We start from the raw sequence: 15,130 nt of genomic DNA, 5'->3' as shown, positions 1-15,130 counted from the left end.
TTCGATGCACACGAATACCGTTTGGTATAACTAAATTAATTCGTCACCTGCCTCGCGATCACGATCGGCGTGAACACCTGCCCAATAATCTGCAGCAGCTTCGCTGGCTGGTTCGCTTCCGCGCCAGCGACGTAGAGCACGTCCTTGTCAGTCAGAAAGAATTGCTGGGCGAGAAAATAGGAGGCGGGTTTCAACATGTTGAAGTGATAGACCATCGGACGCTCGGTCCCGTTCTCCCCGCTCTTTTCGAACCGGAAGATAAACACCGCGGCGGGGTCGGCGAGATTCTCATTGGGTCCGCCCGACAATGCCAGAGCCTGAACTAGCGAAAAGCGCCGCAACGGAAGATCATATTGGTTGACCTTGTTCGCGCTGCCCAGAACCGAATAGCTGCGCGGCTGGCGGATCAGCTCGACCCGGTCGCCCGGCTGCATCGCCATGCCGCCGATATTGGCATAAGTCAGATTCTCGAACGGTACGTCACTGATCGTGCCCTGTCGGTTGATCTGGACGAGGATGTCCGCCGCCGAACCGCGATGCCCGCCGGCCAGGTTGATGATGTCGAGCAGCTTCTCATGAGCGCCGCTCAGCCGGACCCGGCCGGGGCTGCCGATCTCGCCGCCGACGATCACCGAACTGCCGTTCGCAGCTTCCAGGCGGACGATGACCTGCGGGTTTTCGGATTTTCCACGCAGGCTGGCTTCGACATCACGCGCCAATTGCGTTGGCGTGCGTCCCGCTGCCCGTATCGTGCCGGTATAGGGCAGGCGAATCTGGCCATTCTCATCTACCTCGATCGGCCCGACCCGCTGCTCCTTGGCCGCCGGGTCGAACGCGCTCCCCGGTGCCGACCCGCCACCGGAAAAGACGCGCGCGCCAACCTCGTAATAGATGACACTGATCACATCGCCCGGCGCAATCGCGCCGACATCTTGTGCCCCAACCGCCGGTAGCGGCGCATAATCGGGCGCGGCCGGCAGCGGCGGGAGCGCAGCGCCTGTATCCACTTCCACCACGGTGAACGCCCCCCGCTCGCCAGCGCGGGTAATCGTCTTGCCGATCGGACCGGCTTGCGGAAGCGCGGCGCAACCGCTCATCATCGTCAGGCAGGCGCAGGCCATGGCCTTGGTCATTTTGCTGCGGTTGGCCCGGCGCATCATTTTCTCCTGCAGTCCTTCAACGGCGCGCGCGAACCTGGCTGCCCGGTCGTCGGCATTTCGGTAATCATCAGAGGGTGGCATAAATACTGATCGCCAGGTCGAGATCTTCAAATTCGCGGCCATGGCCATTTTTGAGCACTAACGCCGAACTGCAATATTCCCGAATGATGCCAGTGTCATGGCTGACGAGGATCATCGCCGCGTCGCGCCGGTCGCGGAACAATGCGTCGTGGCACTTCTGGTGGAAGCGCTGGTCGCCGACGGCGATGACCTCGTCGATCAGGAAACAGTCGAAATCGATCGCGAGAGTGAGGGCGAACGCCAGGCGCGCGCGCATGCCGGACGAGTAATATTTCACCGGCAGAAGCAGGTTTTTCCCCAGTTCGGCGAAATCGTCGACCCGCTCGATCGTCTCCTCGATCGGGTGATTATAGATCCGCGCGATGAACCGGATGTTGTCCAACCCGGTCATGCTCACTTCGAAGCCACCGCCAAATGCCAGCGGCCACGACATCGACATGCCGCGACGGATCTCACCGGTCGTGGGCCGCTCGACACCGCCGATGATCTTGACCAGCGTCGACTTCCCGGCGCCGTTACGGCCGAGCACCGCGAGCTTCTGACCTCGCGCGATCGTGAAGTCGATATCGGTAAGCACCTTTTTCGGCCCAGTGGGCGTCTCGTAAATCTTGCTGATCCGACGCGCGGTTATCGCACCGTCGCGCCGCTTGGCAGCGACGGGTTTTTCCCGAGGCGGGATGAGAAGGTCCGGCAAACTAGTCATGGTCGAGAAACAATTCCGAAAGCGAGCGGACGATCCACAGCACGCCAAGAGCGAGCGCCATGGTGATCAGCAAATTGACCAAACCCCGCGGATACCGAGGCTCATCGGGAAGATTGGGTTGCGAAATGCGTTCCACATATAATTGCGTCCGCCCTGCGCTCGCCCGTGCGCTGGCAAGCGCCAGGCTGGCCGCCAGCAGGTGCTTTTCGGCGATGTCACGCTTGGCATTCAATTCCTCGTACGGGCGGGTCCGCTCGGCTAGCGAGCCAGGAGCGCCTGCCGACGCATATATCTGCCGCGACAATTCGGCCTCGAGCGCGGCGCGACGGGCGCGCAACTGGCCCATCGCGGGGCTGTTCGGAGCGACGCGCATCGTCTGAGCGAGCTCGACATTGCTCCGCGCCAGTTCGCTGGCGACGCCCGACGAATTCTTGATCGCGGCGCCAGCCTCCAACTTGGGTTCGAGCAGCCGAAGGTCGTTGCGCGTGCGGTTGAGCTGGTCCAGCGTGCTCGTCAGCGACGCGTTGGCGGTGTCGACCTCCTTTTCCGCGGAGGTGACGAGGCTGGCCCTTGCCCGGTCATTGAGCGCGTTCACCATTTGCTCGGACGCCTGCATCACGCGGAGGGCGATGGCCTGAGCCTCGCCGGGAGAGAAGGCTTGGACCTCGACATGGGTGATATTGGTCGATTGATCGAACGACGCGCGAACATAATGCTGAAAATGACGGTATAGATCTTCCCGGCTATGCCCGGAGACAAAGGACGGAAACGCGGAAAAGACATCGATGCCCTTCGCGGCGAACATGCGCGTTATGAGGCCATCGCGATCGATCAGGGCCAACATGTCGCGGGACCCCACGAATGACACGATCGCTTCGCTATTGTCGCTTCCGCCGCCGGTCGCGGCAACGTTCAGAATGCTGAAGCGCTCGTGCGAACTGTCGAGCGAGCGGACGACATAACTGAACTCGGAGCTGTAGCGCGGGGTCGCAATCACGAAATTGTACAGCGCCGCCCCCAGCGCCACGACCAGAAACACACCCAACAGGAAGAGGTCGCGACGGCGCGCGGTCACGTCCTCGCGATCGTCGATGCCCTGGGCCCCTTCTAGGAGCACCAGCTGACGATGGTGTTTGACGGTGTCCGACGTCTCGTCCGTCACTTTAGGGTTTCCAGCTCGCATCGTGGCGTCATTCCAGCTCAATATGCCGCTGCGCCTTGAGCACCAACACCCACCCGATGGCATTCACCGCGATCACCCACACGACGACGTAGCCAACGTCCCACGTCGTCGGCACGTCGGCACCGAAATAGCCCGCCCTGAACATCTCGATTATGTTCACGAGCGGCGAATAGGACACGATCATCTGCAACGACGCCGGCAGCCAATAGACCATGTAGAACACGCCGGTGAGGGGCAGGATCAGGTACATGATCGGCTGGACCACGCGGTCGAACGCGTCCGAAAAATGCGCCAAGGCGGTGATGATCATCGCCACCCCGAACGAAAACGCGCACATCAGCGTCCAGGCGCTCAGCAGAATGAGATAGTCGTCCACGGGCTGAATCACGTCGAGCAACGCCAATGGGATATAGGCGACGAAGAACGAGATGATCGTCCCGATACTCTCGAGCAAACCACGCGCCACGAGTATGTCGGCCGGCTTGACGTTCCGGTGAAACAACAATCCCGAGCCGTGTCGGAATGCGTGCGTCAGGCGCGCCACCATATGTCGCCACAGCGTCAGATAAGTATATCCGGTGAGCACGAGCGGGATCACACGGACGCCGTGATTGCGCTCGCCGTAGATGAACGACCAGGAGATCATCACGCCGAGCGTGAGCATCAGCGGCTCGATCACCTGCCACAAAAAGCCGATATTGTGGTGGCCGAAACGCGCCATCAGTTCGCGGATCAGCAGCGCGTTGATAGTCCGCGCCTTTTTCCGGAGCCGGGGGAAAGAGAGAGAAGCCGCCATCGCTAATTCAAATTCAAATGTTCGCGGCTGCCCGAGAGCAGAAGGTAAAGGATGAGGAAGGCCCAGAACGACAGCAACGCGGCCGTCATTATGTAGCGCAACCTGCGCGGCTCCTGAGGGTCGTCCGACAGGTTCGGCCGCGCGATCAATTCGATGAAGACCTGCTGGCGATCCGCTTCCGAGCGTGCGGTATCGAATTGCTTCTGCGCGGCTTCATAGGCCTTTTCGGCCAATTCGCGTTCGACTTGCTGCTGTTCGTAATCGCCCAGCTTGCCGGACAGAGACCCTTGCCGGCCGGTCAATTGGTTCTGTTGCGCCGTCACTTGCCCGGCAAGTGCGGCGATGCGCTGGCGCAGCGCCGGAATCGATGGATTGCCGGGCGCCCGCGCCACCATGGTCTGCAGGGTGACCCGCAATTGGGCAAGTTCCTGCTGAAGCGAAGAGCTGCGATCGACCGTGGCGCCCGCGCTCTGCTGCGGATCGACGGTACCGGCAATCTCGCGAGCGCGAGTGACATCCACCGTCGCCTGGGCCAGTCGGCGTGCCGCGTCGTCCATCGCCCGTTGGGAATCGGCCAGGCTGTCGCGCCGCGCCCGGACATTGAGCTGGTTGACCCGAGCTTCGCTCAGCGCGACGATCCGATCGAGCAGCGCCTTGGCGTCTTCCGGTCGATAGGCGCTGACCTTCACCGCCGTAATCCCGCTTTCGGGGTCCTTCTCGACCGCGACTTGTCGGATGAAATAGCGGAACAACGCTTCGTCGGACTTCGCCCTACCCGATAGACCGCCGACACGGCTGAAAATGTCGGCGCCAGGGCGCGAATAGACGGCGGGAATGTCGATCTGCTTTTCGATCGCCTGCATCACATCGCGCGAATGGATGTAATCGGCGATCGCGAATGCATCGTCATTGGCGCGCGTGATGCCGAAATCCTGCAGGTACGCGGCCGCGCCCTGCGATGCTGGCTTGTCGGCCGAGCGCACGATGAAGCGCGCTTCCGAAATATATCGATCCGATGCGACGAGCCCAAAATAGATGGCGGCCAACAATGTCGGAAGAATAAAGACCGCGACGAACAGGACGCGGCCGTAATGCGCCGAGAGATAGGTGCGCAGTGGCCCGCGTTTTTCTTCCGTCGTGAAACGAAGCGATTGCAGTTTGGCTTGGCCGGCGCTCATTCGCTTTCCGCCGCGAGATATCGATAGGTCGCCGCCACGCCATCGCGCAGGCTCGTGGCGGGAATCGGTGCGCCGATTCCGGCGAGCTTCTCCATCCGTGCCTCGGTAAAATATTGGTATCGCCCGACCAGCGTCGGGGGCATATCGACGAATTCGACCGCCGGGTCGCGTTCCAACGCGGCGAACATGGCATCGCTCACGTCGAGCCATGTCCGCGCCTTGCCGGTACCCACATTGTAGAGATCCGCCGGAAATTCGTGGTCGAGCATCCAGGAAATCACTCCGACACAGTCGTCGACATAGACGAAGTCGCGCTTCTGTCCGCCATCGGGGTAATCCGGTCGATCGGAACGGAAAAGGCGAAGGCTTCCGCCATCGCGCAGCGAATCGAAATTGCTGGTCATCACCGACCGCATCGATCCCTTGTGCTGCTCGCGCGGGCCATAGACGTTGAAAAACTTCAACCCTGCCCAACGCGGCGGCGCTGCTTCGCCTCGGCGCACGATATCGAGGACCATGCGGTCGAAGGCGAGCTTGCTCCAACCATAGGGGTTCAGCGGACGCAATTGGCCGAGATGGGCGTCGTCGGAGCGATCGTCGAAACCGAAGCTGCCATCGCCATAGGTGGCAGCCGATGAGGCGTAGATGAAGGGGATGCCACGGCGGGCGCAGAAGGCCCAAAGCGTACGGCTCAGGTGGAGGTTGGTTCGTACGATAAGATCGACGTCCCGCTCGGTCGTCGCGCTTATCGCGCCCATATGGACGACGCTCGACAGCGCGGGCCCGTGCTCGGCCAGGAACGCGTCAAGCTCCTCGGGGAAGACATAGTGATCGACCCGTGCATGACGGAGATTCTTCCACTTGTCGTCGGCGCTGAACCTGTCCAGCACCGCGATGGGCTCGCGTCCCTGCAAAGCGACGGCGATATTCGCGCCGATGAAGCCCGCGCCCCCCGTAATTAGAATCATGACCGACCGTTACCTGTTCTCGTGTACGCGCGACTCAACATGCAATTCAGGCCTTCAGATTCGGTAGGACGGCGCCAATTCCCCGCGAATGCGTTTGACCGCGCGCGTGGTGGAAAGCCCAGGGATCAGGTCGATCAGGTGCACCCGGCCGCCGGCAGACTTGACCTCATGAGCCCCCACTACCGCATCTTCGCTATAGTCGGCACCCTTGATCAGTTCGGTCGGCATCAAGGTCTTGATCAAGTTCAGCGGCGTGTCTTCGTCGAAGACCACGACCAGATCGACCGCGTCGATCGCCGCCAGCACCTGCGCGCGCGATGACTCGGGCTGGATCGGCCGGTCGGGCCCCTTCAACCGCGACACCGACGCGTCACTGTTGAGCCCCACGACCAAACGATCGCATCGAGCACGCGATTGCCGCAGGATCTCGATGTGACCGGCATGCACGATGTCGAAACAGCCGTTGGTGAAGCCGACACGCAGCCCTTCGAGTTTCCAGTGCGCCACCTGCATCGCGGCGTCCTCTTGGCTGCAGACCGCCCCGATCCGGGGATCGCCCACCGCATGGACGGCCCGGGTCAGTTCGAGACGGTTCAATGTAGCGGTGCCGAGCTTGCGCACGACGGCGCCGGCACCGGCATTGGCCAGCATCACGCACTCGTCCATCGGCAAGCCCGCCGCGATGCCCGCGGCAAAAATCGCCAGCGCGGTGTCTCCCGCGCCGGAGACATCGTACACTTCCGTCGCGGTAGCGTGAAAATGCTGCATTTCCATGTTCGGTCTGAACAGGGCCATGCCATCTTCGGAGAGTGTGAGCAGAATTGCCGACCCCGTCGCCTCCATGGCCTTATCGGCCGCTACACGGCTTGACGAAAGGTCACGGCAAGGCCTGCCGACATAGGCTGCGAGTTCGGCCCGGTTCGGCTTGATGACGGTGGCGCCCGCATAGACCCCGAAATCGCGCCGTTTGGGGTCGACTATGACCGGAATGCCGGCCTCGCGGCAGCGGGAAATCACGTGCCGAAGCACTCGATCGCTGAGGACCCCTTTCGCATAGTCCGAGATCGCAACCGCCGTATAGCCCAGGATGACCTCGTCAAATCGCTCGATGATCGATGCCTCGAGCTCGGCATCGATGGGCGTCGCATCTTCTTCGTCGCACCGCAGGAGTTGGTGGCTACCGCTGACGAGCCGCGTTTTTTGGGTCGTCATGCGGGTCGGCGCAGTGACCAACAACTCAGGGTTCGCCCCCACCTTCTCGATCAACCGCCGGCAATGCCGACCCGGTTCATCCTCTCCCACCACCGCGATCAGTCCGCAGGCGCAGTCCAAGGCGGCGAGATTCGCCAGCACGTTGCCGGCTCCGCCGAGCATCGCCTGCTCGCTGGAAACATGCATGACAGGCACTGGCGCTTCCGGGGAAATCCGGTTGACCGACCCATAGCGGAATTTGTCGAGCATGATGTCGCCGATCACGAGCACGCGCGCGCCGTCGAACGAGAAGTGCTGGGGCAGGTACGTCGACATATCAGCTCTCGTTACGCCATCAGATGCGGGATTCTCGGCGGTGCCGCCGACCGGAGTGAACCGCGCTGTTACCATGGAAGCCCGCTGAATTGCGGGTGACCCCCGCGATCGCGGAGCAATTCGGAAAAGCCAAAAAACAGATGGTAGAGCGTGGACGCGGGCACATGGTCGCCTTTCGGTCGATAGCCCTGCGCTTCGACACAATCGATCCACATCCCATCCTGGAGTCCGGCCATGATATCGTCCGCTGGCGACCTCAGGAAATATGACCAGATACGGTTGATGTTTGTTTCGATCGCCGCCTCATTGAAGCCGGGCCGGCTTCCTCTGAGTTCGCGCATGGCGATTTGGGCCTTCAGAAATTCGGTGTTCGGCCAGGCGCGCAGGTCGGTTCCGAGCGATTCCCCCGTGGACGAGACGGCAGCAAGGACCAGCCCCGTGCGGACGTCATGGCCGTGGCGAAGGGCAAAATCGAATAGTCGGTCAGCGATCGCAAAAGCCCGCGGTTGATCTGCAAGGGCGCTGTACCGGTGGAGGAGCCAGACCCATTCGTAATGATGGCCAGGCTCCACGAGCACGGCCCCGTCAGTTGCGATCGGCCGCCATTCGTCATCGAAAAATTCGGCCAGCGTGTCCGTGCCACGGTCGATCAGCACGTCTTCCGCCAGCGCGAACAACTCGTCGGCCAGGGCGCGGAATGCCGGTCGCGCCGAAAATGCTGTGAGGAAGATCGCGGCTTCGAAAAGGTGCATGTGCGGGTTCTGTTCGTGCCGGCCCGTGCCGCCCGCCCTTGCCTCGAAACCCCGTCCGGAGGGACTGGCGAGGTGTTCCCGAAGATGCGCGATCGATTGCTCGGCCACGGAGAGAGCGATTTCGTCACCGGAATAGCGATACCACCATGCCATCGCGAAGAGGCCGAACGCGATGTCGTACAAGTCCGCCGTTGAATCGAGCACTGCCCCGTCCGGACCAAGCCGACAATGGAACTGGCCGGCGTCCACACCGTGATCCATCAGCGCACGGGCAGCACGCGGAGCCGCTGCGGCAGCCGAGGGGCTCCCACCGATCGCGGCATGGCTCAAGACATATGTCTGCCGCGCCATAACGCGGACGCGGCGAAAGCCGGGCTCGACGGGACGACCCGACCAGTCGAACCGCTCGACCACCGGTAATTTCGCAGGTTGAAGCAAACGCTCATAGTCGAAAAGCTGGAGCCAGACCCGCGGGTCGAAGGGCGTGCCGATATCGGCGTGGCGCAAATTTTCTGCGTACATCACGTCACTTATCTCTGCTTTTGGCGACTCGTGGGGTCCGCGCAGTTAGACCGGGCGGCACAGCCAAGTCCAGATAAGTCGCCAAACGCGGGGGCAATACGACGAGCATCATGCGAGGTCCTCTGGCGAGATAGCGGCTATGCTCGAAACGAACCGCACGTGCGGCATAGCTCCCCCCGCTTTCTGGTCCGCGACCCATTGCTCCACCGCATCGCGTTCACTCGCGCCGTGTCCCGTCAGAACGTGTATCGCGACGCCGACGCCGGCGTTTGCCGCGGCCATGATGTCGGTCAGGCTGTCGCCCACCATCACGGATCGGGTAAGATCCAACCGCAGATGCTCTGCGGCGGCCGTTATCATGCCCCCATTTGGTTTGCGCCAGTCATGGTCGCCGCCATATTGTCCTTCGCCTTCGGGATGATAGGGGCAGGCATAGGTCGCGTTGACAAATCCTCGACCCAGTTGCTCCCGGGTCGCCGCATCCACCGCATTGTACTGCTCCGGACTGATCAGCCCTCGCGCAACGCCGGATTGATTGGTGACGATGACCACCGCGAAGCCGGCACTATGGAATGCATTGATCGCGTCGGTCGCCCCGGGGATCGGGGAGACCGCATCGGCGTCCGAAAGGTAGGGGACATTTTCGATGATCGTTCCGTCGCGATCGAGGAACAGCGCCCGCGAATCCGCCGCCGGTTGCGTCGCGATCTGCACCCATGGCTTCAGAGCATCATCCAGGTCCGTCATCGCGGCGATCCGATTGCTTTTGCCGTCGCGTCGAGCACTTCTTCGGCTGTGATGGCCGCAAGGCATGGGCTGAGCGAGCGCTGTCCGGTAATTCGACAAGGGATGTCCTCATTGCGCCAGCAAGGGACGCATCCGAAGATTTGAGGCTTCCACAAAATTGTTACATCGCGATGATGCCTGGTAAAGGTTCGCGCGTCGGTCGGGCCAAAAAGCGCGATGGTCGGGATGTGATGTGCAGCAGCTGCGTGGAGAAACGCACTATCCACGCAGACCATGGCATCTAGCCGCGAGACAAGTGCCAGAGAATTGGCAAGAGCCGTACCCGCGGTAGTGGCGACGCCCGGCCCCTGGGGCAGTCCGTCGGCGACATGATGGAAGATCAGGACATCATAATGCACCGCCAATGCCGCGATGATCCCGCGGATATTGGGGTGATCCTTGTAGCTGTCGCGTGAATAGGGCTGAACACCCACGATGGGCCGCGCGCCCAGATCTCTTTCGGCCAAGAACGCGCCGCAAAAAGCTTCCCGCTCCGCATCAACGAACTGATCGATATGCCAGCCCTGCTTCTGCAATTCGGACGACCGAATTCCCATCGCTCGCGCGAAAATCTCTACCCGGCCTCGCTTCACGAAAGGACGTGTGCGGCTTTCATACTGGCCTGCGGGGCAAAAACTCAGGTTCACGAACCGCCGATAGGCAGAGATATCGATTGCCGGTCCGTCGATATCGATCAGTCGGACGTGCGGATTGTTGGCGAAAACCGGAAAGAACTTCCGCGGGATGGCGAAATCCACCGCGACCTTTTCCCGCTCGGCCAGCGCCGCCAGGCCGGGGGCCATCATCAGCAAATCGCCGATTCCGCCCATTCCGCGAGTGATGAGGGTTTTTCCCGCCTGGTTCATTCGTAGCGAGAAGGGTGCATTGCGACCAGGCGCGCGGCGCAGGGTCAGGTAGCCCAACGTCATCAGCCCGAGATAGAGGTTCCGCCTTAAGAAGGCCGAGACGTTGCTTCGAATCCCGATATGACCACGTATAGCCCGCAAATACCCAGCGGTTGCCCACCGGATCAGCCGCAACCTGAAGGGCGCGGCGCCCTCTGAGCGCTCGTTGTTGACATAAGGCGCCATCCTTTTCGCCACGGCGGCTGTGGACGGCCCTTTCGCCTGCGCCAACAACCAAGCGCCGAAGGCAATGAAGGAGAGCGGCTGCTCTGCAACTGAGCCCCGTTGCAAATGGGCTTGCCCGAACAATTCGACCAATTCGATGCAATGCCCGAGGTTATTTTCGACCGCATAGGGGCGGAGAGCGAGGTGGGAGACGAGCTCAATCACCCGTTCGATCCGGCCCATGAACAGAAGAACTTTACCGTGCAACACCAGCACCGCGGCTGCCTCGCTCGGATAGATGGAGCGGCAAAAGGCGTGAAAGGCGCCGATCAATTCCTCGAATCGTTCGGTGATCCTGACATCGCACGTCCGGAATTGTGGCCGGCACTGCTCGAAAAACTCGTCGAGCGATCTCGTGATCCGGGCGCAGTCGCTCGGACGGATAACCGGATACCCCGAAACCGTTGCACCCTGTTCGCGCAAATTATCGAATAGGCGCTCGATCCTGCGGAATTCGGAAAACGCGTTCTCGTCGAGAAATTCGGCGAAGAAACGAGCCAGCAGGTCCGCGCCTTCGGCGCGATCGTGAATGTGGGTCATGATATCCATGGTCAGGAGCCCAGCGACCAGGCCGCTTGTGCACGCGTCTCGATCCACTGTTGATCAAGTCGCACTCGTGATCGCTCGATCTTTGCCGGCTCAGAAGTCGCCTGAGTAAAAAGGTGAAGCGGGCTCATCGCAGCTCGGCGGTCGTCCGGCGGCTTTCTGAAATTGCGCCCATTCGGACCAGCGGCAGCCAAGCTCGGCAACCTGCGACCGGCGCCATGGCGCGGCAATGTTTCGAGCCACGCCTCCACTTGCGCGAAATGGTCCGTCCAGGTTGGCGCCCGATAGTCACGCAAAAGGCGATATTGACGACTGCGATCCGGCCCGTTGTCCAGGAATCCCGTGATCGTCTGCTCCCATGCCATTGCATCGAGCGGGTCCAGCAACGTGGGGATGCCAGCGCCGATCTCGCGGAAGCATGGCAAGTCGCTGGCGATCACGGGAGTGCCGATTTGCAACGCCTCGATTATCGGCAGGCCGAAACCCTCGGCGAACGACGGCATCAACAGGGCTCGTGCAGCGCCGATCCAACGCCCCAGTTCCTCATCGGAACAATATGGCAGGGTGATCACATGATCTTGGATGGCTGTGCATCGCTCGATCATATTTTCGACATGGTTCGCCTGGGCACCCTTTTGGCCGATAATCACCAGCCGTGGCGCGGCAGCGCCCAAACGTTCCACCAGCCTGCGCCAAATCTGAAGCAGGAGGTAATGATTCTTGCGCGCCTCGATTGTCCCCACACACACGAAATAAGAGTGCGCCGCGAACGGTAACGCATCGGGCTTTTCGATCCGCGCGCCGCCGAGCCAGACCGGAATGACGGGCGGGAGGCGCAGACCCTCCGCGACAGCAAAGCGCTCCAAATCCCGCGCCGATGCGTTCGAATTCGTAATGATGCCGGCGGCATGATTGAGTGCATTGGTCACGCGACCGCGATGACGGACGATCGAACTCGGGTTGCAGAATTCCGAATGCGTCAGGGGAATCAAGTCGTGGATTAGATAAATGGATCGCAACCCGCAGGTATCGATCCAGCGCATCGATCGATCGAGATCGATATCCGTATGCCCGACGTTGATGTAATAGGCGCCATCACAGTTCAGTACGGATTGCGAATCGCTCAACGCCTTGGGCGCGAGCGCCAGCAACCTTCTTCTGAAATTCTCACCATCATCATCATCATCGAGAAGGATTTTGAACAGCGCGTCGGAATGGCCGGCCGAAAGAAAACGAGCGACGCCGCGATATTGAACCACCGCCTGCGAGCGATCTCCGAAGTATTCCAGATATGCGCGGCAAACGCGGTCTATGCCCGTCGCCAAGCGTCGCGACCAACTGCGCCAAACCAGGCGACTCACGTCAAGAGCAAATTCCCGTTCCAGCATGCAGTCCGCCTCGATACGCCACTACGTCAACATACCCGCGACCAACGGAGTCACCGTCATGGCAACCCCGCCCGCGGCGAGCGCGGAAGACACAGGAAAAGGTTCGCTTGAGTCCTGCTGTTTGGCAAAGAAATCCTGTAGGAACGATAGGTTGGCTTACGCGCAAATTTTGCCGGCCGTCAATGTGTCCCCGGGGAATTCGGTCCATATCGGCGTCGTTTCGGCGTTTTGGCGAGCCGCTGCTAAGGAAACTGACGACAGGGGAAGCGCTCTGGTTGCGCCGCAGCGAAAGCGCGAGCGCGCCGCCGACCGCGAACAGCAGCAGGACGAAGCCGGCGATCGTCACCGAACGCAATACCAGGCTGCGGCGCTGGCTGCATTAGACGCCGGCGGTCAGGCTGGCAAAGACGACCGCCGTCTCGACCGGTCCGATCGTGACGAAACTAGACAGGATGCTCGAAGCGACCTGCATCGAGAGGGAATGCGGTGAAGAGATTGTGATCGTGGCTCAGCGCCCGCGCCGCTAGGCGATGGTCGAGGAAGGGAAGTGGAGAGCGGCCCGAAGGCCGCTCTCGCGATGTCAGATCGTCGGCGCCGCGTCGTGCGGCTTTGCCGCCGCGAAAGCTAAACTTCGGGAGTGTTCTGGACTTTCGCCCTCACCAGCCTGCGCTACTGGCCAATCGAGCGAAAGCTGATAACTCTGGGCGGCCGGCGGTGGGTGGCCGGGATGCCAGGGGCAGATGCGTGACGGACTATGTCTTCAAGCCGCACGAAAGGCCGACGCTGCCCGGGTCGCCGGCCAATCCCGATCACCCGGCAAGCCGCCGGTTGCTCTATTTCCTGATCGGTTGCCTGATCGGGATCACCGGCGGACTGGGCAATGCGCTGGTCACGGTAAACCTGAATTTCGCGCAGGGGACGCTCGACCTCTACACCAATGAGAGCGCCTGGCTGACCGGCGCCTATTTCATGACCAACGTCACCGCCAATTTGTTGCTGGTCAAATACCGCCAGCAATTCGGGCTGCAGCCCTTCATCCGCTATTCGCTGGTCGTCTATGCCGCGACGACGCTGATGCATTTGTTCGTCCACGATTTCTGGACGTCCGTAGCGGTGCGGGCGATGAGCGGTATCGCGGCGAGCGGCCTGACGACCTTGACGATCCTCTATTTCTTCCAGTCGCTGCCCGCGGCCAAGCGCCTCGCCGGGGTGATGATCGGGATCTGCATCCCGCAACTGGCGACGCCGTTCGCCCGGATTCTGTCGCCGCACCTGCTCGAATGGGGCGATTGGCACAATCTCTACTGGCTGGAATTGGGGCTGGCGCTGGCGACATTGGCGGCGGTGATGAGCCTGCCGTTACCCCCGAGCGAGCGCGAAAAAGCGTTCGAGCCGGCCGATTTCCTGACCTTCGGGCTGCTCGCCCCGGGGCTGTGGCTGCTGATCGCGGTCCTGTCGGAGGGGCGGATCGAATGGTGGACCGACCAGCCCTGGATTGGCTGGGCGCTCGCCGCCAGCATCGCTCTGATCGCGGGCGCGGTGATCGTCGAACACCAGCGCGCCAATCCGCTGATCAATACGCGCTGGCTGGGCAGCCGCGAGATCGTACGATTGATGGTGGTCGCCGCGTCGGTACGCATCCTCCTGTCCGAACAGGCATTCGGGTCGGTCGGCCTGCTCAACGTGCTCGGGCTGATCAACGACCAGATGGTCACCTTGAACTGGATCATCGTGCTCGCCTCGATCGCCGGACTGGTCACCGCGGTGCTGACCTTCCGACCGAGCGACGTCGGACTACCGATCAGTATCGCGGTGATCCTGATCGTGATCGGCGCGTTCATGGACGCCGATGCCACCAACCTGACCCGGCCGAGCAGCTTCTATGTCAGCCAGGCCCTGATCGGCTTCGCCTCCTTGCTGTTCCTGGCCCAGGCGATGGTGATCGGCATCGCGCGAACCTTGCTCGCCGGCGGCCGCAACTTCGTCAGTTTCGTCGTGCTGTTCGGCTTGAGCCAGAGCGTCGGCGGATTGCTCGGCGGCACGTTGCTCGGCACGTTTCAGGTGATGCGCGAGAAATTCCATTCGCACGAACTGGTCCAGCGCATCGTGGCGACCGATCCCCTGGTCGCGGCGCGGCTGCGCGCGAGCGGCGGCGCGATCGCCGGCGTAGTGGGCGATCCAACCTTGCGCAGCGCCCAGGGCGCGGCCCTGCTGAGCCAACAGGTCTCGCGCGAGGCCAATATCCTGGCGTTCAACGACGTTTTCCTGTTGGTCGGGGTGCTTGCCATCCTGATGGCGCTGTGGGGTTTCGTGATCCGCTGGTCGATCTGGCGGCGTGGCGAAGCATCGCCGGTTGTGTTGCTCCAGCAGCAGATGCAGGCTCAGGCGCAAGCGCAAAAGGGGCAATGAG

The 15,130-nt window shown here is 61.7% G+C and carries 13 protein-coding genes; 2 read left to right on the top strand and 11 right to left on the bottom strand.

The features are described from left to right. Window positions 1-35: 35 nt before the first annotated feature. The 11 genes from AC1DRD_RS00170 to AC1DRD_RS00120 all read right to left on the bottom strand — a co-directional run bounded on the left by AC1DRD_RS00170 (window position 36) and on the right by AC1DRD_RS00120 (window position 12,720). Complete coding sequence (locus AC1DRD_RS00170; RefSeq protein WP_478039439.1) at window positions 36-1,157, bottom strand: polysaccharide biosynthesis/export family protein; 1,122 nt, start codon at window positions 1,155-1,157, stop codon at window positions 36-38. Window positions 1,158-1,227: 70 nt separating this feature from the next. Next, entirely contained in the window at window positions 1,228-1,944 is a 717-nt protein-coding gene (locus AC1DRD_RS00165) for an ABC transporter ATP-binding protein (RefSeq protein WP_478030681.1), read from the bottom strand. Next, the gene (locus AC1DRD_RS00160; RefSeq protein WP_478039437.1) at window positions 1,937-3,148 is read right to left on the bottom strand and encodes a KpsE/RkpR family capsule polysaccharide export protein; all 1,212 of its coding nucleotides are present in this window, start codon (window positions 3,146-3,148) and stop codon (window positions 1,937-1,939) included. The genes AC1DRD_RS00165 and AC1DRD_RS00160 overlap by 8 nt, the downstream gene beginning before the upstream one ends. After that, the gene (locus AC1DRD_RS00155) at window positions 3,135-3,923 is read right to left on the bottom strand and encodes an ABC transporter permease (RefSeq protein ID WP_478030684.1); all 789 of its coding nucleotides are present in this window, start codon (window positions 3,921-3,923) and stop codon (window positions 3,135-3,137) included. The genes AC1DRD_RS00160 and AC1DRD_RS00155 overlap by 14 nt, the downstream gene beginning before the upstream one ends. A gap of 2 nt (window positions 3,924-3,925) precedes the next feature. Further along, the gene (locus AC1DRD_RS00150) at window positions 3,926-5,101 is read right to left on the bottom strand and encodes a KpsE/RkpR family capsule polysaccharide export protein (protein WP_478030686.1); all 1,176 of its coding nucleotides are present in this window, start codon (window positions 5,099-5,101) and stop codon (window positions 3,926-3,928) included. Next, window positions 5,098-6,069, bottom strand: a complete 972-nt coding sequence (gene rfaD / locus AC1DRD_RS00145) for an ADP-glyceromanno-heptose 6-epimerase (protein WP_478039435.1) — start codon at window positions 6,067-6,069, stop codon at window positions 5,098-5,100. The genes AC1DRD_RS00150 and rfaD overlap by 4 nt, the downstream gene beginning before the upstream one ends. 54 nt (window positions 6,070-6,123) lie before the next feature. Continuing rightward, window positions 6,124-7,596 carry a D-glycero-beta-D-manno-heptose-7-phosphate kinase gene (gene rfaE1, locus AC1DRD_RS00140; protein WP_478039433.1) on the bottom strand — a complete coding sequence of 491 codons (1,473 nt, stop codon included), beginning with the start codon at window positions 7,594-7,596 and terminating at the stop codon, window positions 6,124-6,126. A 68-nt stretch (window positions 7,597-7,664) separates the two neighbouring features. Next, window positions 7,665-8,870, bottom strand: coding sequence for an AGE family epimerase/isomerase (locus tag AC1DRD_RS00135; protein WP_478040592.1), 1,206 nt, complete (start codon window positions 8,868-8,870; stop codon window positions 7,665-7,667). A gap of 108 nt (window positions 8,871-8,978) precedes the next feature. Continuing rightward, window positions 8,979-9,617 (bottom strand): D-glycero-alpha-D-manno-heptose-1,7-bisphosphate 7-phosphatase, encoded by a 639-nt coding sequence (locus tag AC1DRD_RS00130; RefSeq protein ID WP_478030691.1) that lies wholly within the window; start codon window positions 9,615-9,617, stop codon window positions 8,979-8,981. Beyond that, complete coding sequence (locus AC1DRD_RS00125; RefSeq protein ID WP_478039431.1) at window positions 9,614-11,335, bottom strand: glycosyltransferase family 9 protein; 1,722 nt, start codon at window positions 11,333-11,335, stop codon at window positions 9,614-9,616. The genes AC1DRD_RS00130 and AC1DRD_RS00125 overlap by 4 nt, the downstream gene beginning before the upstream one ends. Window positions 11,336-11,337: 2 nt before the next feature. Then, window positions 11,338-12,720, bottom strand: coding sequence for a glycosyltransferase family 4 protein (locus tag AC1DRD_RS00120; protein ID WP_478039429.1), 1,383 nt, complete (start codon window positions 12,718-12,720; stop codon window positions 11,338-11,340). Window positions 12,721-12,778: 58 nt separating this feature from the next. Between AC1DRD_RS00120 and AC1DRD_RS00115 the strand changes: the two genes are divergently transcribed. Both AC1DRD_RS00115 and AC1DRD_RS00110 read left to right on the top strand, forming a co-directional pair. Continuing rightward, window positions 12,779-13,210, top strand: coding sequence for a hypothetical protein (locus AC1DRD_RS00115; RefSeq protein ID WP_478030695.1), 432 nt, complete (start codon window positions 12,779-12,781; stop codon window positions 13,208-13,210). A 254-nt stretch (window positions 13,211-13,464) separates the two neighbouring features. Further along, a complete protein-coding gene (locus AC1DRD_RS00110) occupies window positions 13,465-15,129 on the top strand; it encodes an efflux MFS transporter permease (RefSeq protein WP_478030697.1) in 1,665 nt (554 codons plus the stop codon). The last annotated feature ends 1 nt before the right edge of the window (window position 15,130 follow it).

The organism is Sphingomonas sp. P4_G2, assembly GCF_056401155.1.
The sequence above is the reverse complement of the archived record's forward strand: the minus strand, read 5'-3'. Positions and strand labels throughout refer to the sequence as shown.